This window comes from Geodermatophilus sp. FMUSA9-8, assembly GCF_037034165.1.
In the GTDB taxonomy this organism is placed as follows: Bacteria; Actinomycetota; Actinomycetes; order Mycobacteriales; family Geodermatophilaceae; genus Geodermatophilus; species Geodermatophilus nigrescens.
On the sequence record NZ_JBAGKE010000015.1, the window covers coordinates 40,494 to 59,106 of the forward strand.

The 18,613-nt window shown below is 77.8% G+C and carries 17 protein-coding genes; 11 read left to right on the forward strand and 6 right to left on the reverse strand.

Annotated features, from left to right (window positions below):
* Positions 1-25: 25 nt before the first annotated feature.
* Genes WA616_RS23820 through WA616_RS23830 form a run of 3 tightly spaced genes read left to right on the forward strand, consistent with a single transcriptional unit; the run spans position 26 to position 4,279 of the window.
* On the forward strand, positions 26-2,716 hold the full coding sequence (locus tag WA616_RS23820) for a hypothetical protein (protein WP_336033772.1): 2,691 nt from the start codon (positions 26-28) through the stop codon (positions 2,714-2,716).
* Entirely contained in the window at positions 2,706-3,530 is an 825-nt protein-coding gene (locus WA616_RS23825; RefSeq protein WP_336033774.1) for an ABC transporter ATP-binding protein, read from the forward strand. The genes WA616_RS23820 and WA616_RS23825 overlap by 11 nt, the downstream gene beginning before the upstream one ends.
* Positions 3,530-4,279, forward strand: a complete 750-nt coding sequence (locus tag WA616_RS23830) for an ABC transporter ATP-binding protein (protein ID WP_336033776.1) — start codon at positions 3,530-3,532, stop codon at positions 4,277-4,279. Before WA616_RS23825 ends, WA616_RS23830 begins: the two co-directional genes overlap by 1 nt.
* Here the strand turns inward: WA616_RS23830 and WA616_RS23835 are convergent.
* Positions 4,255-5,331, reverse strand: coding sequence for an alkene reductase (locus WA616_RS23835; RefSeq protein ID WP_336033777.1), 1,077 nt, complete (start codon positions 5,329-5,331; stop codon positions 4,255-4,257). The genes WA616_RS23830 and WA616_RS23835 overlap by 25 nt on opposite strands.
* Before the next feature lie 73 nt (positions 5,332-5,404).
* Between WA616_RS23835 and WA616_RS23840 the strand changes: the two genes are divergently transcribed.
* Both WA616_RS23840 and WA616_RS23845 read left to right on the forward strand, forming a co-directional pair.
* On the forward strand, positions 5,405-6,283 hold the full coding sequence (locus tag WA616_RS23840; RefSeq protein ID WP_336033778.1) for a hypothetical protein: 879 nt from the start codon (positions 5,405-5,407) through the stop codon (positions 6,281-6,283).
* A 172-nt stretch (positions 6,284-6,455) separates the two neighbouring features.
* The gene (locus tag WA616_RS23845) at positions 6,456-7,979 is read left to right on the forward strand and encodes an HNH endonuclease signature motif containing protein (RefSeq protein WP_336033780.1); all 1,524 of its coding nucleotides are present in this window, start codon (positions 6,456-6,458) and stop codon (positions 7,977-7,979) included.
* Positions 7,980-8,105: 126 nt separating this feature from the next.
* Here the strand turns inward: WA616_RS23845 and WA616_RS23850 are convergent, their stop codons facing one another.
* Both WA616_RS23850 and WA616_RS23855 read right to left on the reverse strand, forming a co-directional pair.
* Positions 8,106-8,912 carry a hypothetical protein gene (locus WA616_RS23850; RefSeq protein ID WP_336033782.1) on the reverse strand — a complete coding sequence of 269 codons (807 nt, stop codon included), beginning with the start codon at positions 8,910-8,912 and terminating at the stop codon, positions 8,106-8,108.
* 84 nt (positions 8,913-8,996) lie between these two features.
* Complete coding sequence (locus WA616_RS23855) at positions 8,997-9,872, reverse strand: ABC transporter ATP-binding protein (RefSeq protein ID WP_336033783.1); 876 nt, start codon at positions 9,870-9,872, stop codon at positions 8,997-8,999.
* Positions 9,873-10,054: 182 nt separating this feature from the next.
* On the opposite strand from WA616_RS23855, the gene WA616_RS23860 reads away from it, so the two are divergent.
* Positions 10,055-11,200, forward strand: coding sequence for a sensor histidine kinase (locus WA616_RS23860; protein ID WP_336033785.1), 1,146 nt, complete (start codon positions 10,055-10,057; stop codon positions 11,198-11,200).
* Entirely contained in the window at positions 11,197-11,871 is a 675-nt protein-coding gene (locus WA616_RS23865; protein WP_336033787.1) for a response regulator transcription factor, read from the forward strand. The genes WA616_RS23860 and WA616_RS23865 overlap by 4 nt, the downstream gene beginning before the upstream one ends.
* Positions 11,872-11,908: 37 nt before the next feature.
* Here the strand turns inward: WA616_RS23865 and WA616_RS23870 are convergent, their stop codons facing one another.
* Positions 11,909-12,739 carry a thioesterase family protein gene (locus WA616_RS23870; RefSeq protein WP_336033789.1) on the reverse strand — a complete coding sequence of 277 codons (831 nt, stop codon included), beginning with the start codon at positions 12,737-12,739 and terminating at the stop codon, positions 11,909-11,911.
* Between the two features lie 70 nt (positions 12,740-12,809).
* Positions 12,810-13,448: a dihydrofolate reductase family protein gene (locus tag WA616_RS23875; protein WP_336033791.1), complete on the reverse strand. Its 639-nt coding sequence runs from the start codon at positions 13,446-13,448 to the stop codon at positions 12,810-12,812.
* Between the two features lie 161 nt (positions 13,449-13,609).
* Between WA616_RS23875 and WA616_RS23880 the strand changes: the two genes are divergently transcribed.
* A complete protein-coding gene (locus WA616_RS23880) occupies positions 13,610-14,827 on the forward strand; it encodes an EAL domain-containing protein (protein ID WP_336033793.1) in 1,218 nt (405 codons plus the stop codon).
* 74 nt (positions 14,828-14,901) lie between these two features.
* Here WA616_RS23880 and WA616_RS23885 read toward each other — a convergent pair whose 3' ends face one another.
* Complete coding sequence (locus WA616_RS23885; protein WP_336033795.1) at positions 14,902-15,465, reverse strand: GNAT family N-acetyltransferase; 564 nt, start codon at positions 15,463-15,465, stop codon at positions 14,902-14,904.
* A gap of 167 nt (positions 15,466-15,632) precedes the next feature.
* Here WA616_RS23885 and WA616_RS23890 point away from each other — a divergent pair, with 167 nt between their 5' ends.
* The 3 genes from WA616_RS23890 to WA616_RS23900 all read left to right on the forward strand — a co-directional run bounded on the left by WA616_RS23890 (position 15,633) and on the right by WA616_RS23900 (position 18,550).
* Positions 15,633-16,499 carry a sensor domain-containing diguanylate cyclase gene (locus WA616_RS23890; RefSeq protein WP_336033796.1) on the forward strand — a complete coding sequence of 289 codons (867 nt, stop codon included), beginning with the start codon at positions 15,633-15,635 and terminating at the stop codon, positions 16,497-16,499.
* Positions 16,500-16,547: 48 nt separating this feature from the next.
* Positions 16,548-17,378: an SDR family oxidoreductase gene (locus WA616_RS23895; protein ID WP_073422185.1), complete on the forward strand. Its 831-nt coding sequence runs from the start codon at positions 16,548-16,550 to the stop codon at positions 17,376-17,378.
* Positions 17,379-17,446: 68 nt separating this feature from the next.
* A complete protein-coding gene (locus WA616_RS23900; protein WP_336033798.1) occupies positions 17,447-18,550 on the forward strand; it encodes a winged helix DNA-binding domain-containing protein in 1,104 nt (367 codons plus the stop codon).
* The last annotated feature ends 63 nt before the right edge of the window (positions 18,551-18,613 follow it).

The following is an 18,613-nucleotide window of genomic DNA, read 5'->3' on the forward strand; positions in this document are numbered from 1 at the left end:
TGGCGTCCGCCACTACGGTCCGCCCATGACGACGGCCCGGCGCCTGCTGCGGCGGCTCCGGGTGGCGCTCGTCCCCGGCGGCGGCCAGGCGCTGGCGCTGGCCGCGCTCGCCGCGCTGCTGGCCGCGGCGCTGGTGTCGGCACCGCTGTTCCTCGCCGCCGCGGAGGAGGGCGCCTGGCTCGGGGAGCGCGCGCGCACCGACGAGGCGGACCTCGGCGCCGTCCTGGACACGACCACCGTGCCCACCAGCGGCGCGCCCTCCCCCGCCCGGATCGGCCGGGCCGGCGAGCTCGACGAGGGCGTGACCGCCGCGGTCGCCGCCGCCGGGCTGCCCGACCCGCGGCTGCAGGTGCGACTGCGCGAGCCGCTGCTCGCCGAGGGCCCGGGCGGCCTCACCGGCCTCGAGCTGCTCTCGCGCACCGGGTGGGAGGAGCAGGTCGATTTCGTGGCGGGCGGCCCGGGCGACGGCGTCGCCGTCCCGCGGCGGCTCGCGGAGGCCACCGGCCTGGTGCCCGGCGGGGTGCTCGAGGCGACGTCGGCGCAGGGGCTGCCGGTGTCGCTGCCGGTGACCGGCGTCTACGCCGAGCCGGTCGCGCCGCTGCCCGCCTACTGGGCGGAGCAGGCGTCCCTGTTCGTGCCGCGGATCCGGAAGGTGACCGGGCTGCCGATCCCCCGCCCGCCGGTGCTGCTCGCGCCTCGGGAGGTCGTCCTCGGCACCGCGACGGAGCTGCAGGTCGACCTCTTCCTCCAGTGGCGGGTGGCGGTCCCCGACAGCATCGGTACCGACGGCGCCCGCGACGTCCTCGCCCGCGTCGACGGCCTCCGCGACGCGCTCGCCGACCCCGCCTCCCCGGTCGGGCGGCTCACCGCGCAGGAGGACGTCGCCCGGCCCACGCCGCGCAGCGGGCTCGGGGACGCGCTGGTGGCCGTCGACGACACCGTCGCGCTGCTGCGCTCCCCGGTCCGGGCGGTCGGCGCGGGCGCGGGGCTGACCGCGCTGGTGCTGGTCGGCGCCTGGGCCGGACACCGGGTGCGGCGCCGGGAGGACGAGCTGCGGCTGCTGCTGGCGCGGGGCGGCTCCCCCGTGCGGGCGGCCGGGCAGGCGGTGCGGGAGGCGCTGCTGCCGGTGCTCGCCGGGACGGCGGCGGGCGCGGCGGCGGGGTGGCTGCTCGTGCGGCAGTTCGGGCCGGCGCCGCGGTTCCCCGCGGGGACGCTGCCGCCGGCGGCAGCGGTCCTCAGCGCCGGCGCGCTGGCCGGTCTCGCCGTGCTCGCGCTCACCACCGCGCTGCTCGTCGCCCGGCTGGACCGCGGCGGCCGCCCCGCCCCCGCGCGGCTGCCCTGGCTGGCGGTCACCGCCGCGGTCACCGCCGTCGTGGCGGTGCCGGCGGTGGCGGGCGCCGCTCCCGGGCCCGCGGGCGGCGAGGGCGGGGACGGCGGCGGGCTCGGCGTCCTCCCGCTGCTGCTGCCGCTGCCGGTGGCCGCGGTCGTGGCGGGGCTGCTGACCGCCGGGCTGTCCCGGGTCGGCCGGGGCGCCGGGCGGCGGCTGCCCGCCCCGGCCTTCCTGGCGGTGCGCCGGGTGGCGGCCGCGAGCGGCACCAGCCGGCTCGTCGTGGTGACGACGGCGGTGTCGCTCGGCCTGGTCGTGCACGCCACCACGCTGGCCGGGTCGGCCGAGCGCACGATGGACGCGAAGGCGGCGGTCGCGGCGGGCGCGGAGACAGTCGTCCCGCTGCTGCGGCGCACCGACGAGCCCGGACCCGCTCCCGCGGGAACGGCCCTGGTGTCCACCGAGACCGGCGTGACGCTCTCGCCCGGCGACCTCGACACCGACCTGCTGGCCCTCGACCCCGCCGAGGTGGCCGGCGTCCTGCGCTGGGACGACGGCCTGGCCGACCGGCCCGTGCGCGACGTGCTCGACGCCCTCGCCGGCTACCGCGGCGACCGGGTGCCGGTGCTGCTGGCCGGCCCGCTGCCCGACGACGCGCTCGGCGCCCCCGGCACCGACCTGGTGCTCACCCGGGTGCGGTCGTACACGCTGCCGCTGGAGGTGGTCGGGCGGGTGGCCGCGTTCCCGGGGCAGCCGTCGCGGACGCCGCTGGTGGTCGCCGACCGGGGCGCGGTGGAGGCCGTGCTCGCGGCGGGCGGGCGCGACCCGGTGCAGCTGCTCGACCGGCAGGTGTGGGCCGGCACCCCACCGGGGGTGCTGCTGCCCGAGCTGGAGGCCGGCGGGCACGCCTTCGACCGCGAGACCGTGACGACGGCCGGCGCCTTCGCCGCCCGGCCCGCGGCGCGGGCGCAGCTGTGGTCGCTGGAGTACCTGCGCGCCGTGGGACTCGCCGCCGGGGCGCTGGGCCTGCTCGGCGTGGTGCTGCACGCCCTGGCCCAGCAGCGGCGGCGCCGGGTGGCCGCGGTGCTGCTGGCGCGGGCCGGGCTGCGGCGGCGGTCCGCCGACCTCGCGGTGGCGCTGGAGACCGGCCTGCTCGCCGGGCTCGGTGCCGCGGTGGCGGTCGCGGTGGCGCTGCCGGCGTCGGCCCTGGTGGTGCGGCTGCTCGACCCCGATCCGGGCGTGCTGCCCGGGCCGGTGCTGGCGGTGCCGGCGGGCACGCTCGCCGTGGTGGCGGCGGGGGTGGCGGCGGTCGCCGGGGTGTCCGCGGTGCTGGCCGCGCGCGCCCGCCGGACCGCCGACGCGGGGCTGGTGGTGCGCGGTGCGCCGTGACGCGCCGGCCGCCCGGTGCGAGGGGCTGGTCCGGATCTACCCGTCGCCGAGCGGGGAGGTGCACGCGCTCAAGGGCGTCGACGTCGTCGTGCCCGCCGGGCGGCTGACGGCGGTGACCGGACCGTCGGGGTCGGGCAAGAGCTCGCTGCTGCGGATCCTCGCCGCCCAGGACCGGCCGACCGCGGGCGTGGCGGAGGTGGCCGGCACGTCGCTGACCGGCCTGTCCGCGCGGCGGCTGCGGGCGCTGCGCCGCCGCGAGATCGGCTACGTCTTCCCGCGGCCCGGGCAGAACCTGCTGCCGCACCTCACCGGCACCGAGCACCTGGTCCTGGCCGGGCGGCTGCGCGGGATCGGCCGCCGCGACGCGGCGCGGCAGGGCGCCGAGCTGCTCGACGTGCTGGGCCTCGCCGACCGGGCGGGGCACCTGCCGGCGGAGCTGTCCGGCGGGGAGCAGCAGCGGCTGGCGCTGGCCCAGGCGGTGCTCGGCCGGCCGGCGCTGGTGGTCGCCGACGAGCCGACCAGCGAGCTGGACTCCGCGACGACGGAGCAGCTGCTGGCCGCGGTCGCCGAGCTCACCCGCGACGGCACGAGCGTCGTCATGGCCACCCACGACCCGCAGGCCGCGGCCGCCGCCGACCGGGTGGTGCACCTGCGGTCGGGGGCGGTGGCGCACGAGGAGGTGGCCGGGCGCCGGCTCGCGGTGGTCGACGGCGAGGGCCGGGTGCCGCTGCCCGAGGAGGCCCTGGCGCGGTTCCCGGACCGGCGGGTCGCCGTCGAGCTCACCGCCCACGGCGTGCTGTTGCGGGAGCCGTGATGGCGACCGATGTCCCCGCGGCGGGCGTTCCCGCTGTCGGCGGACCCGCGGCGGGCGGCGCCGCGCTCCGCGGCACCGGCCTGTACCGGACCCACCGGCGCGGCCGCGAGGAGGTGCACGCGCTGCGCGGCGTCGACGTCGTCGTCGCCCCCGGTGAGGTCGTGGCGCTGCTGGGCCGCTCCGGATCGGGCAAGACGACGCTGCTGCACTGCCTGGTCGGCTGGGAGCGCCCCGACCGGGGCGAGGTCACCGTGCCGGGCGCCCGCTCCCCCGGCGAGGCCGACTGGGGCACCCTCGCCGTCGTCCCGCAGCGCCTGGGCCTGCTCGACGAACTGACCCTCGCCGACAACGTGGCGATGCCCGCCCGGCTCGCGGGCGCCCCCGACCCGCGGGCCGCCGCGCTCGACGGGCTGGAGCAGCTGGGGCTCGGCGCCCTGGCCGACCGGCTGCCCGACGAGGTCTCCCTCGGCGAGCAGCAGCGCACCGCGCTGGCGCGGGCGCTGGTGCTCCGGCCGGCCTTCCTCGTCGCCGACGAGCCGACCGGCCGGCTCGACCAGGAGCTGTCGGTGCACGTGCTCGGCGTGCTGCGGGCGTGCGCCGACGCGGGCACCGGGGTGCTCGTCGCCAGCCACGACCCCCTGGTCGTCGCGGCGGCCGACCGGGTGGTGCGGCTGTCGGACGGCCGGGTGGTCGGGGCCGGCGACGGTGGCGACGCGGCGGGAGGTCAGCCGGCGCGCAGCGCCGGGTAGTCGGTGTAGCCCTCGGCGCCGGACGCGTAGAACAGGTGCGACCGGATCTCGTTCTCCGGGTGCTCGCCGGCCCAGCGCTCGACCAGGTCGGGGTTGGCGATGGCCGCCCGGCCGACCGCGACGACGTCGGCGTGCGCGGCCTCGATGAGCGCCAGCGCCTCCTCGCGGGTGGTCACGCTGCCGAAGCCGCTGTTGGCCATGAGGTGCCCGCCGAAGCGGCGGCGCAGCTCCTGCACCAGGTCGCCGGTCGGCTCGCGGTGCAGCACGGAGAGGTAGGCCAGCCCCAGCGGGCGCAGCTGGTCGAGCAGCGCGCCGTAGGTGGCGAGGACGTCGTCGCGGTCGGTCTCGAGGGCGTCCTGGATGTCGTGCTCAGGCGAGATGCGCAGCCCGACGCGCCCGGCGCCGATCGCCTCGGCGACCGCGGTGACGACCTCGACCACGAGCCGGGCGCGGTTCTCCGGGGAGCCGCCGTACACGTCGTCGCGGACGTTGGAGGGCGGCGAGAGGAACTCGTGCAGCAGGTAGCCGTTGGCGCCGTGGATCTCGACGCCGTCGAGGCCGGCCTCGCGGGCCCGCTCGGCGGCGCGCGCGAAGGCGCGGACGACGTCGCGGACCTCGTCCGTGGTGAGCGCGTGCGGCACCGGGTAGGCCTGCTTGCCCTTCTCGGTGTGGCCCTCACCCTGGATGGCGATCGCGCTCGGGGCGACGACGCGGCGGCCGCCGTTGACGTCGGGGTGGGTGACGCGGCCGCCGTGCATCACCTGCATGACGATCCGGCCGCCGCGTGCGTGCACGGCGTCGGCGACGCGGCGCCAGCCGGCGACCTGCTCGTCGGTGACGATGCCGGGCTGCCCGACGAACGCCTGCGACTCGTGGACGGGATAGGTGCCCTCGGTGACGATCAGGCCGATGGAGGCGCGCTGCGCGTAGTGCTCGACGACGAGGTCGCCGGGGACACCGGAGCTGCCGGAGCGCATGCGGGTCAGGGGCGCCATGGCCACGCGGTTGGCGAGCTCGAGGTCGCCGAGGGTCACGGGGGAGAACAGGTCCACGGGAGGTTCCGACACCGCGCGGGGCCGCGTTCTTCCGGGGTGCGGGCGGCGTCACACCCGGCACGATGGGCCGGTGAGCCCGCTCGCCGCCGCCGTCGCGGGCTGGTCGCCCGTCCCGGTCACCGACACCGCCGTCGTCGCGCCCGGGCCCGCGGCGGCCTTCGCGGCGCTGCTCGACCGCCCCGCCGACGCGCCCGCGGAGGGTGACCCGCTGCCGCTGGGCTGGCACTGGTTCACCTTCGTGGAGCGGCCGGCCACCGCCGACCTCGGCGAGGACGGCCACCCGCGCGACGGGCACTTCCTCCCGCCGCTGCCGCACCGGCGCCGGATGATCGCCGGTGGCCGGTTCGAGGTGGCCGCGCCGCTGGTCATGGGCTCGACGGTGGAGCGGACGTCGTCGCTGGCCCGCTGCGAGGTCAAGGCCGGGCGCAGCGGCGAGATGCTGCTGGTCACGGTGCGCAGCGAGTTCCGTTCGGCGGGGCTGCTGCTGCTCACCGAGGAGCAGGACGTCGTCTACCGCTCCCAGCCGGGCGGGTCCTCACCGGCGCCGGCGGGTGCCGGGGTGCCGGGCGTGGACGGCGGCGCCTCGGTGGACCTGGTCCCCGACGAGGCGCTGCTGTTCCGGTTCAGCGCGCTCACCTACAACGCGCACCGCATCCACTACGACGCGCGGTACGCCACCGGCGTCGAGGGCCATCCCGGACTGGTCGTGCACGGCCCGCTGCTGGCGCTGCTGCTCCTGGAGGTCCCGCGCCGCGCCATGTCGGAGGGGTCCGCTCCGGACCGGTCCCTCACGTCCTTCGCCCACCGGCTGGCCCGCCCGGTGTACGCGGGCGCGGCCGTCCGGGCGACCGGCCGGGCCGACGGGGAGCGGTGGTCGCTGTCGGCCGGCGCGGTCGGCGGGCCGGCGTCGATCACCGGCACCGCCACGCTCGGCCCCCTCGCCTCCTGACGTCGGGGGCTCAGCGCGTTCCCGCGGGAACTCAGCGCGTTTCCGCGGGAACGCCTGTCCGCAGCACGGTCCCACCCGACGGCGTTCCCGCGGGAACGCCCTCAGGCCGCTGACCTGCGGTTCTGTCGGTGGCCGGGTCTAGCGTCCCGAACACACGTTCGAGGAGGACGCCGTGCCCGAGGACCATCCCGCCGCCGAGACGGAACTGCCGCTCGACGAGCTCGCCGAGCGCATCACCGGCGCCGCCGTCCGGCTGGCCGCCGCCACGGCGGAGTGGCTGCTGCTCATCGCCCAGTTCGACCGGCGCGAGGGCTGGGCGGGCCACGGTCTCCGGTCGTGCGCGCACTGGCTGGCCTGGCAGTGCGGGCTGTCCCCGGGCACCGCGCGCGAGCACGTCCGGGTCGCCCGTGCCCTCACCACGCTGCCCGGGATCCGCGGCGCCTTCACCGCCGGCCGGCTGTCCTACTCCAAGGTCCGCGCCATCACCCGCGTCGCGGCCCCCGAGACCGAGGCGGCCCTGCTCGGTCTCGCGCGCGAGGCCACAGCCGCGCAGGTGGAGCGGGTGGTCCGGGGGTGGCGCCGCTCTGACGCGGTCGAGGCCGGCACCGTCCGCGAGAAGCGGCGCTTCGAGTACTGGTGGGACGACGACGGGATGCTCGTCGTGCACATGCGCCTCGACCCCGAGCAGGGCGCGGCCTTCCTCACCGGCATCGACTCGCTGGCCGAGCGCGACGCGCGCCGCGACCGGGCCGCCGCGAAGCAAGCCGCCGAGCGAGCGGCCGCCGCAGCGGCGGCCACCACCGCGGAGGACGGCATCACTCCGGACGGCATCACTCCGGACGGCGCCACCCCGGACGGCGGGACCTCCGATAGCGCGGGGAGCCGGACCGACGACGAGCCGCTCGACGAGGTCGCGCTGGCGCGGGAGCGGACGGCCGAGCGCCGGTGCGCCGCCGTGGCCCGATTGGGCGCCGCCGCACCGGAGGCCGACCGCCGGGCCGGCGACCCGCCACGGCGGGAGGTGGTCGTGCACGTCGACGCCGCCGTGCTCGCCGACGACGCCGCGGCGGGCCGCGCCTACCTGGAGAACGGGCCGGCCCTGCACGGCAGCCAGGTCCGCCGGATGCTCTGCGAGGCCACCGTGGTCACGATGCTCGAGCGGGACCGGGAACCGCTGGCCGTCGGCCGGGCGCGGCGGCTGGCCACCCGGGCCCAGCGGCGAGCGCTCGTGCGGCGCGACGGCGGGTGCATCCGGCCGGGCTGCCCCGAGACCCGCCCCGAGCGGCTGCACGCCCACCATCTGCGGCGCTGGTCCGCCGGCGGGAGCACCGACATCGACAACATGGCGCTCCTCTGCGACGCCGACCACGGCCTCGCGCACGACCTCGACCTGCGGATGAGCCGGCGCGGCGGCGAGCTGGTCGCCGTCACACCGGACGGCCGCCGCGTGTGGACCCGGGGCGACACCGCCTTCACCGCGGGCGTCGAGACGGGCGTCGACCTCCCCGACGTCGCCACCTCGGACGCCGGGCACGGGACCGTCCTGCGGCTGCAGCCCGGTGGGGACCGGCAGCTGCCCGCGACACTCGCGGTCGGCGGGGAGCGGATGGACCTGGGCTACGTCGTCGGGGTGCTGCTCGGCAACCGCGACCTGGAGCGCCGGCTCGCAGCCGAACGCGGCGGACGGGCGGCCTGACCCGCCCGGCGTTCCCGCGGGAACGCCGGCTCGCACATCGCGCCGGAGCCCGCGGGGACCCGGACGAGGACGCGTCCAGGGTGGCCGGAGCAGCGGCTCCGGCCACCCTGGACGGGACGTCGTCGGTCAGGCCACCGCGCGGCGGCGGGTGACGACCGCCCCGGCGGCCAGGCTGACTCCCAGCCAGCCGGCGAGGACCAGCAGGGACTGCGTCGGGGTCCCGCCCTGCGCGAGGGTGAGCACGGCCTCGGCCGGGTCGAGCCTCGAGCCGACCTCCGGCTTGAAGGTGCGCACCAGCGGCAGCACGCCGAGGACGACCAGGTAGAAGGACGTCAGCGCGGCCGGGGTGTTGGCCAGCGCCGCGCCGGAACCGGCGCCCATCAGCGCGAACACCGCGCCCGCGGCGACGACCACACCGAGCGCGCGCCCGGCGCCGTCCCAGGACACGTCGCCGGCGAGCAGCGCCAGCGCGCCGGCGACGAGCGCCGCGGACACCGCCGCCAGCACCGCGCCGAGCAGCCCGACGGCCGCCTTGGCCGCCAGCACCCGCCCCCGGCGCGGGACGAGCAGGTAGGTGGTCTGCACGGTCCGGTGGCTCCACTCCCCCGCCGTGGACAGCACGCCGAGGGCGACCAGCACCAGGCCGGTGAGCATCCCCATCACGCCGATCGGTCCGGTCACCGACCCCAGGTCCTCGGTGCTGGCGGACGCGATCAGCGCGGTCGCGGCCGGCGCGAGGAGGGCGGCCGCCGCGGCCAGCGACCGGCCCGAGCGGGTGGACAGCGACTTGCGGACCTCGACGCCGACCAGCGTGGCGGCCGACGGCGCACCGGAGCGGACGGGCGGACGGACGCCGGAAGGGGACGCGGCGGGAGGGGACGCGGCGGGAGGGGCGCCCCGGGCGGGGAGGTCGGCGGGCAGGACGGTGGCCATGACGGTCTCCAGGGAGGGGGTCGGGTCGGGCGCGGAAGGGGTCGGGATCAGCGCGGGAGGAGTCGGGACGGGCGGGAGGAGGGCTCAGGCCGCGGCGGTGAGCTGGAAGAACAGGTCCTCGATGCCACGGCGGACGGGGCGCAGGTCGGTGAGCACGAGGCCGGCCGCCGCGGCGACCGCGCCGACCTGGCCCGGCTCGGCGCCCGGCACCACGAGGGCGCCGTCGGACCCGTGTTGCACGTGGAACCCGGCCGTCTCGAGCGCCCGGGCCAGCGCCTCGGGATCGGTGGCGCGCACCGCGGCGCCGTCGCCGCCGAGCAGGTCGCCGACCGGGCCGTCGGCCACCACCCGCCCGGCGCCGATGACGAGCAGCCGGTCGACGGTCGACTCCACCTCGCCGAGCAGGTGCGAGGACAGCAGCACCGTGCCGCCGCGCGCCGCGTGGCCGCGCAGCAGGTCGCGCATCCAGCGGATGCCCTCGGGGTCCAGGCCGTTGGCCGGCTCGTCGAAGACCAGCACCGGCGGGTCGGCCAGCAGCGCCCCGGCGATGCCCAGCCGCTGCCGCATGCCGAGCGAGTAGCCGCCGATGCGCCGGCCGGCCGCCGCGGTGAGCCCGACCATCCCGAGCACCTCCTCCACCCGCGCCACCGGCACGCCGACGACCGAGGCGAGCAGCCGCAGGTGCGTCCGGCCGGTGCGCCCGGGGTGGACGGCGGAGGCGTCGAGCAGGGTGCCGACGACGGCGCCCGGGTTCGGCAGGCCGGCGTAGGCCCGTCCGTCGAAGGAGGCGCTGCCCGCGGTCGCCGGCACGAGGCCGGTCATCATCCGCATCGTCGTCGTCTTGCCCGCGCCGTTGGGCCCGAGGAAGCCGGTCACCGTGCCGGGCTCGAGGGTGAAGGACACGTCGTCGACGACGGTCCGGGCGCCGTACTGCTTGGTCAGTCCGCTGACCTCGATCATCACTGCCTCCGGGCTCTCGCTGCGGTCACCGGAGAACCTGCCGCCCGGGGGCGGGTCCCCGCGTCGGCCGGAGGCAGCCGATCCGGGTCGACGGACGGCGTCGCCGTGTCGTCCGGAAGTGGACACGGCACCGCGCCGGACGGACGACCCGCGGACGCCACCGGCCGACCTACGCTCCGCCCATGGGGTCCCGGCAGCGCGTGTGGCCGGGCCTGCGCGCGCGCAGCATCGGCTTCGAGGCGTTCGTCGCGCTGCTGGGCGCGGGCACGGTGACGGTCGGCGTCGTCACCCCGGAGGCGCGGCTGACCGCGGACGCCGTCCTGCTCGTCGGCGGCCTGCTGCTGGTCGCCACCCTGTTCCTGTTCCGCCGGTCGGCGCCCGTGGTGCCCTTCGTCGTCAGCGCGGTCCTCGGGGTGCTGGTCCCGGCGCTGGTGGTCGGCATGCTGCTCACCGCCTACGCGGTCGGCCGCTACGAGGGCCGCTGGCCGGTGCGCGCGGCCGCCGGCGTCCTCGGGACGGTCGCGCTCGTGCAGCCCTGGGCGATCGGGACGCCGGACGAGGCGGTGGGCGCCCTCGGCGGGGTGGCCATCGCCCTCGTGCTGCCCGCGGCGCTCGGCATCTGGCAGCGCACCCGCGCCCAGCTGCTCGCCGCGCTGCGCGAGCGGGCCGCGCGCGCCGAGGCCGAGCGGGAGCGGCTGGCGTCGGCCGCGGTGCTGGCCGAGCGCACCCGCATCGCCCGCGAGATGCACGACGCCGTCGGGCACCGGGTGAGCCTGATGGTGCTGCAGGCCGGCGCGATCGAGGTGGCCGCCGCCGACCCGGACCGGGTGGAGCAGCTGGCCGGGCAGGTGCAGACGGCGGGGCGGCAGGCACTGGAGGAGCTGCGGCAGATGGTCGGGGTGCTGCGCGCCGGGGAGGTCGACGAGGCCGCGCCGCTCGGACCGCAGCCGGGCCTGCCCGAGCTGCCGCGCCTGGTGGCCTCCGCGCGGGAGGCCGGCATGGAGGTGGGCTGGACCGGCCCCGCGGAGGGGACCGCTCCGGTCGACCCCGTCGTCGGCCGGGCGGCGTACCGCATCGTGCAGGAGGCGCTCACCAACGCCGGGCGGCACGCCCCCGACGCGCCGGTGCAGCTCACCGTCGAGCGCCGTCCGGACGGGCTGCACGTGCGGGTGGTCAACGGCCCGCCCGCCCGCGCGGCGGAGCCGGTGCCCGGAGGCGGCTTCGGCCTGATCGGGCTCGGCGAGCGGGTGCGCACCCTCGGCGGGCGGCTCCGCGCCGAGCCGCGCCTCGACGGCGGCTTCTGCGTCGAGGCGGAGCTGCCCGCGTGACCGGGGACGGGCGCCGCATCCGGGTGCTGCTGGTCGACGACGAGGAGCTGGTGCGCTTCGGCCTGCGCACGGTCCTCGAGGCCGCCGGGGACATCGACGTCGTCGGGGAGGCCGGCGACGGCGCCGCGGGGGTGGCCGCGGCGCGCGAGCTGCGGCCCGACGTCGTGCTCACCGACGTCCGCATGCCCGGCATGGACGGGCTGGCCGCCACCCGCGCGATCCTCGCCCTGCCCGACCCGCCGCAGGTCGCCGTCCTGACCACCTTCCACGTCGACGAGTACGTCTACGCGGCGCTGGCCGCCGGGGCGGCGGGGTTCCTGCTCAAGGACACCCCGCCGCGGCAGATCGCGGCCGCCGTCCGGGCGGTGGCCGACGGGACGGCGACCCTCTCCCCCGCCGTCACCGCCGGGCTCATCGCCTCCTACGTCGGCAGCCGGGCCACCCCGCGGCGGGCGGAGGCGCTGCAGCGGGTGGCCGCCCTCTCCGACCGCGAGCGCGAGGTGCTCGTCCTGCTCGGCAGCGGCGGCTCCAACGCCGAGCTCGCGGGCCGGCTGTTCGTCAGCGAGGCCACCGTGAAGACCTACGTCTCGCGGCTCCTCACCAAGCTCGACCTGGCCAACCGGACGCAGGCGGCGATCCTCGCCCACGAGGCCGGCCTGCTCGGGGGCTGAGCCCCGCTCGGCGCGAGCCCGCTCACCGCGTGCCCGGTCAGCGCGAGAGCAGCCGCCGGGTCTGGCGGGCGCGGGCCACCAGCGCGCCGTCCTCCGTGCGCAGTTCGGCCTCGTCGACGGCGACGGCGTTGTCGGCCCACGTGGTCACCTGGTCGACCAGCACCCACGCGCCCGTCGCCGGCGGCGGGCCGGCCAGGTGCGCGGTGAGCTCCACGGTCGGCATCGCCGCGGGGGCCGTGCGGACGGCGAACAGCGACGGAGGCAGCGCGTCGAGCAGGACGCCGAGCTGCACCAGCGGCGGGAGGTCGCCGTCGATGCGGACCCACGCGGTCAGGCGCGGCTCGTCCCCGCCGGCGAGCGGGCGCGACGTCCCCAGCGCGCGGATCGCCGTGTGGTCGGCGATCGGCACCAGGTCCCGCGGCAGCGCGAACGGCACCCCCTCGGCCACCGGCGGGACCGGCACGGACGGCCCCGGGACCGGCGGCCGGGCGACCGTGAGCACCTGGGCGACGGCGGCGAGCCGGCCCGCCTGGTGCAGCGTGGCGCGCACGCTCCCGGTCGTGCCGGCCCGGTCGAGCCCCGCCCCCACGACCGCCGGCACGCCCGGCTCGACGCCGGCCAGAAGGTGGGCGGAGACGGTCCGCGGCGCGGCGCCGGTGGCGTCGGCCGCCGCGGCCAGCAGGTGCCCGGTGACGAGCCCGCCCTGCAGTTGCGAGAAGGACCGCCAGCTCGGGTCCACCACCAGCGCCGCCGCGGCGCCGGCCGGGGCGGACGTCGGCGCGCCGAGGCCTGCGGTCACGTCGGCGCCGGTCCGGCCGGACCGCGGGTCGGCGCCGGTGACGAGGGCGGTGGTGGCGGCGAGGTCCACGGTTCCTCCTGAGGCTTCGGTTGGACCGTCCAACCGACGCGTCAGGACCGTACACCCGTCGGTACGAGGATCAAACCGACGTGGCGTCCTCGTACTCGAGCCCGAAGGCGCCCGTGGCCACCTCGCCGTCCCGCCGGTGCGCGGACATGACCGCCCCGGTGGTCGTGACCTCCGACGAGACCGTCCGCCACGTCCGCGGTGCCGCGCCACCCTCGAACAGCCGCTTGCCCCGCCCGAGGACCACGGGGAACACGACGGTGCGCAGCTCGTCGACGAGGTCCTCGGCCAGCAGGGTCTGCACGAGCCCGATCGAGCCGTGCACCTGCAGCTCCCCGCCGTCGGCGGCCTTGAGCGCCCGGACGGCGGCGGGCACGTCGCCGTCGAGCAGCCGGGCGGTGGACCACTCCAGCGAGGTCAGCGTCCGCGACGCCACGTGCTTGGTCTTGGTCTGCAGCGCCGTGGCGACCGCGTCGCCGGTGGGGTCCACGTGCGGCCAGTGCTGGGCGAAGATCTCGTACGTCCCGCGGCCGAGCAGGAAGTCCTCGGCGGGCGCGAACCAGGCGTCCATCTGCGCACCGAGGCGCTCGTCGAAGAAGGGCACCAGCCACCCGCCGTACGGGAAGCCGCCGGAGGTGTCCTCCTCCGGACCGCCCGGCGCCTGGGCGACGCCGTCGAGGGTCAGGAACGTGGTGACGGTGAGCGCGCGCATCGGGTCCTCCTGGGGAGCGGGGCTGTCGGAGGGACAGACGGCGGCCGGGGCCGCGACTCATCGGTCCGGGTGAGGTCCGGGCGGGTCCCGGGGCGTGCGCTCCAGTTGGGCGCAACCGGTGCCGATGGGGGGACGTCACCCCTCACGGACGAGGAGCACCGATGGCCCGACAGCGCACGGACGCCGAGCAGCAGATCGCCGACCTGCTGCACACGGCGAGGAAGTCGCTGCACATGAGCGTGGCGTTCCTCAGCCGGCTCGACGGCACCACGCAGCACCTCGAGGTGGTCGACACCCGGGTGCCGGTGCTCGTGCAGGAGAAGGCGAAGGTCGCCCAGGACACCTCGTTCTGCCAGGCGATCCTCGACGGGAAGCTGCCCGCCGTCATCGACGACGTGAAGCGCTACCCGCTGGCGATGTCGCTGCCGTCGGCGCGCCTCCCGCGCATCCGCAGCTACGTCTCGACGCCGGTGACGCTGTCCGACGGCTCGCTCTACGGCACCTTCTGCGCCTTCGGCTTCACCTCCGACAAGGAGCTGACCGGCCGCGACGAGGCGCTCATGAAGGTCCTCGCGTCCGCCGCCTCGGTGATCATCGAGCCGGAGATCCGCGAGCAGCAGCGCCGCGACGACATCGACGCCCGGCTCGACCCGCTGGTCGCCGCCGGCGGCCCGAGCGTCGTCCTGCAGCCGATCGTCGACCTGGACACCGGCGTCCGGGTGGGCGCCGAGGCGCTCAGCCGCTTCCCGCGCGAGTGGGGGAAGGGCCCCGACGTCGTCTTCGAGGAGGCGCACAGCGTCGGCCGCGGGCACGAGGTCGAACTGCTCGCGCTCCGCGGCGCGGCCGCGCACCTGGACCGGGTGGGCGGCTACGTGGCGATGAACGTGTCCCCGCAGACCCTGCTGACGCCGGGGTTCGCGGCGCTGCTGGCCGACCTGCCGCTGGACCGCATCCTGCTCGAGCTCTCCGAGCACGACCCGGTCGAGGACTACGACGCGCTGACCACCGCGCTGATGCCGTTCCGCGCGGCGGGGATGCGGCTGGCCATCGACGACGTCGGCGCCGGCTTCTCCTCGCTGCGGCACATCGTGGTCACGAACCCCGACGTCATCAAGATGGACCGCAGCATCGTCAGCGGCCTGCACGCCGACCCGGTGCTGTCCAAGCTCGTCGAGTCGCTGGTCAACTTCGGCCACGGGTGCGGCGTGAAGGTGGTCGCCGAGGGCATCGAGACGGCGGAGGAGGCCGCGCGGCTGCGCGACCTCGGCGTCGACCTCGGGCAGGGCTGGTTCTTCGGCCGCCCGGGCCCGCCGGAGGCCCTGTCCCCGGTGGCCCCCGCCGTCCCCGCACCCCGGCCCGCGGAGCGCCAGCCCGTCTGAGGACCCCGACGCCCGCACCAGCCGGCTCAGGCACCCCTCAGCTCAGGCACCCCGCAGCCCAGGCACCCCTCAGCTCAGGCACCCCGCAGCCCAGGCGGCCGGCGCAGCAGGTAGACGACGTGGTCGGGCGGGTCGACCGGGTTGTCCGGCGTCAGCGGGCCCTCCGCGACGCGGGTGAACCCGGCCCGCTCGAGGGCCCGCCACGACGCGACGTTGCCCGCGGCCACCGGCACCAGGACGGCGTCGGCCTCCGGGTACGCCGCCCAGCTCTCCCCCACGAACGCCCGCAGCATCGCCGCGCCCGCACCCCCGCCGCGGACGCCGGGCTCGCCGATGAGGTAGTCGATCGACAGCGCGCGCGGAGGCACCGCCACCACCGGCGTGAGCTCGTCGACGTACTCCGGGAAGTCGGCGATCCGGTACCGCTGCACCAGCCCGAACGGCCGGCCGTCGGCCAGCGCGAGCAGCACCTCGGTGGGGTCGGTGCCGTCGATGCACGGCCCGAAGTCGGCCTCCAGCGCCTCCGGTGTCGTCTCGTGAACCCACCAGCGGGCCATCAGCGGCTCCTCCAGCCAGCGACCCAGCAGCGGCAGGTCGGCGCGGGTCAGCGGGCGGAAGCCCACCGGGCCGTCGAGCACGCCGCCACCGTAGGGCGCGGGCACCCCCGACGGGGGATGCGCGCTCGAGGAACCGGTCCCCCGAGCCGATGCAGAGGGGGACAGACCCCCTCCCGAGGAGACCGACCGTGCACGCATCCCGACGGCCGTCCCCGTCGGGCTGCCCCCCGCGGACGGCGACGGTCTCCGTGACCCCCACCGCCCTCGACGGCCTGGCCCGCGCCACGCTGGAGGCCACCGCCGCCCTGGTCCTCGTCTGTGACGACGGCGGCCGGGTCCTGCTGGCCAACCCGGCGCTGCAGCGCTTCGCCGGGCGCCCCCGCGAGGAGCTCGTCGGCCGCCCGTTCTGGGAGGTGGTCACCCTGCCCGAGGAGGTGGAGCTCGCCCGGGCCGCGATGGCGATGGTGGTCTCCGGCCGCCCGGCCATCCCCGGCGAGGTCGACTGGCTCACCGGCGACGGCGACCGGCGGCGCATCGAGCTGCAGACCAGCGTGCTGACCCGCGACGACGGGACGCCCTACGCGATCGCCTTCGTCGGCATCGACGTCACCACCCACCGCGAGCGCGAGGCCCAGGTGCGGCGGCAGGCGGTCACCGACCCGCTCACCGGCCTGGCCAACCGCAGCGCCCTGTTCGCCGTCCTCGCCGCGCGGCTGCACGTCGAGACCGGCGACGGGTGCAGCCTGGTGTTCTGCGACCTGGACGGCTTCAAGGCCGTCAACGACCGCTTCGGCCACGCCGCCGGCGACCGGCTGCTCGTCGCCGTCGCCGGGCGGCTGCGGGAGCTCACCGGCCCGGACGACGTCGTCGCCCGGCTCGGCGGCGACGAGTTCGTCGTCGTCTCCCGCGGCCTGGACGCCGTGGGCGCGGCCGAGCGGGCCCGGCGGATCGAGGCGGCCGTGCGCGAGCCGCTCGACGTCGCCGGCGAGGTCGTGCGGATCGGCGTGAGCACCGGGACGGCGACCGGCGGCCCCGGCGACGACCCCGACAGCGTCATGAACCGCGCGGACATGGCCATGTACGGGGTGAAGAGCGTCCGGCGCTCCCGCCGCTGAGCTCTCCCTCCCGGGAACATCCCGCCCGGCGGCCGCGCTGCCGCCGGCATGCCCAAGACCTGGTTCATCACCGGCGCGTCCCGCGGGTTCGGCCGCGAGTGGGCGATCGCCGCCCTCGAGCGCGGCGACACCGTGGCCGCCACCGCCCGCGACACCGCCACCCTCGACGACCTGGTGCAGCGCTTCGGCGACGCCGTCCTGCCGCTGCGGCTCGACGTCACCGACCGCGAGGCCGACGTCGCCGCGGTCCGGCAGGCCGCGGAGCGGTTCGGCCGCCTCGACGTCGTCGTCAACAACGCGGGCTACGGCCAGTTCGGCATGGTCGAGGAGGTCTCCGAGGCCGAGGCCCGCGCCCAGTTCGAGACCAACGTGTTCGGCGCCCTGTGGGTCACCCAGGCCGCGCTGCCGGTCATGCGGGCGCAGGGCTCGGGCCACGTGCTGCAGGTGTCCTCGATCGGCGGGATCAGCGCCTTCCCGAACATCGGGATCTACAACGCCTCCAAGTGGGCGCTCGAGGCGTTCAGCCAGTCGCTGGCCGCCGAGGTCGCCGACTTCGGCATCCGGGTGACGATCATCGAGCCCGGCGCCTACGGCACCGACTGGGGCGGCTCGTCCGCGAGGCACGCGACGCCGGACCCTGCCTACGACGCCTTCCGCGAGAAGGCCGCCGAGCAGCGGAGGGCGCGTGCGGGGAACCCCGGCGACCCGGTCGCCACCCGCGACGCCGTCCTGCAGCTCGTCGACGCCGACGAGCCCCCGCTGCGCGTCTTCCTCGGCGACGGCCCGCTGGCCATCGCCACCCGCGACTACGAGTCCCGGCTCGCCGAGTGGCGGCGCTGGGAGCCGCTGTCGGTCGCCGCGCACGGCCGGCGCGACTGACCCCGGCGGGGGAACCGGCCCGGCCGGGGACGGGCGGACCGTCCCCGGCCGGGCCTAGGGTCCGCGGCGTGCCGACCGCGACCGCCGCCGACGTCCTCGCGTACCGCGCCGCCGCCCAGCAGCTCGATAGCGACGCCGGCACGCCCGCGGAAACGGCCGTGCTCGACCTCGGCGTCCAGGACACCGGGCCCGACGGCGGCGCGTGGGCACTGGAGATCCGCGGTGCCACCGCGGACCCCGCGGAGCTGGCCACCGTCTGGACGCTGCGCGGCGCCCCGCACCTGTACCGCCGGGCGGACCTGCCCGGCGTCGCGGCCGCCACCGCGCCGTTCTCCGAGGCCGACGCCGCCAAGCGCGTCTACGACGCGGCGCGGCCGCTCCGGGCCGCCGGCATCCCCGTGCTCACCGCCCTGGACACCATCGCGGCGGCGATGCGGGAGGCCGTCGCGGAGCCGCGGGTCAAGGGAGAGGTGTCGCGGGTGGTGTCCGACGCGCTGGCCGGTGAGGGCGACCCGGGCCCCTACAACCGGTTCTGCCGCCCGTGCGACGCGGTGCACCTGTTCGAGCAGCCGTTCCGCCTCGCGGCGCTGCGGGCGGGCCTGGAGCTGCGGCCGGGCACCTCGCCGCCGGTGCTGCAGCCGGTGCCCGGGCTCGCGCCGGCCGGCACCGTCCCCGAGCGGCTCGACGTCGTCCGCGCGTACCTGCGCCTGCTCGGGCCGGCCACGCCGCAGCACGTGGCCGGCTACCTCGACGCCCCGGTGAAGGACGTCCGGGAGCGCTGGCCGGACGACGCCGTCGAGGTGGAGGTCGACGGGGAGCGCCGGTGGCTGCTCGCCGACGACGCCGGTCGGCTGGGCGCCGCTGCGCCCGGCGGCGTGCGCCTGCTCGGCCCGTTCGACCTGTTCCTGCAGGCCCGCGACCGCGAGACGCTGGTGCCCGACGCCGACCGCAGGAAGGCCTTGTGGCCGGTGCTCGGGCGGCCCGGCGCGGTGCTCGCCGGCGGCGCGGTCGCCGGCGCCTGGCGGCCGCGGAAGGCCGGGAAGGCGCTCACCGTCGCCGTCGAGCCGTGGGCCCGCCTGTCCCCCGCCACCCGGTCGGGGGTGGAGGAGCAGGCGGAGCGCCTGGCCGCCTCCCGCGGCGCCGCGCTGAAGGCGGTGGAGTTCGCGGACTAGGTGTAGTGACCACGAGCGTTGTTGACGGTGTAGCTGGCTGAGACATGCAGGAGACCTCCGGGC